Raw genomic sequence first — 323 nt, 5'->3', positions numbered from 1 at the left:
GCCTTGCTTTTATAGAATGACTTAGCCCATGCTTTCATACATACTCACCTCATTACTCGCCAGGCCACCGACTGCGGGTTCCTCACTCCACTGCTCGATACCTTTCCCCGATACGGCGGTGCCTGGATCCAATTGCGCCCACATGTTGCCGATCACAATCCCCAGGAACAAGCCAGCACCCAACAAAGCGGCCTTGACCATCTATATCATCCTCTCCATGAAAAAGCACCCGGGTGGGTGCTCTAACTTTTATACTGATCTGCCCTCACTTTTTCAATTATCCTTCTAACATTCCATACTGATTTGGCAAAGAAAATAATACC

Annotated in this window: 1 protein-coding gene; it reads right to left on the bottom strand. The window is 48.3% G+C overall.

The genetic code is table 11. From position 1 onward, the window contains the following. Window positions 1–21: 21 nt before the first annotated feature. Complete coding sequence (locus CHM34_RS18870; protein ID WP_094266071.1) at window positions 22–201, bottom strand: hypothetical protein; 180 nt, start codon at window positions 199–201, stop codon at window positions 22–24. Window positions 202–323 lie beyond the last annotated feature (122 nt).

It is taken from the genome of Paludifilum halophilum (assembly GCF_002245355.1).
Lineage (GTDB): Bacteria > Bacillota > Bacilli > Thermoactinomycetales > DSM-45169 > Paludifilum > Paludifilum halophilum.
The sequence above is the reverse complement of the archived record's forward strand: the minus strand, read 5'-3'. Positions and strand labels throughout refer to the sequence as shown.

Coding starts and splice junctions, on each gene's coding strand:
- CHM34_RS18870 (WP_094266071.1), bottom strand. CDS start 201: ATGGTCAAGGCCGCTTTGTTGGGTGCTGGCTTGTTCCTGGGGATTGTG.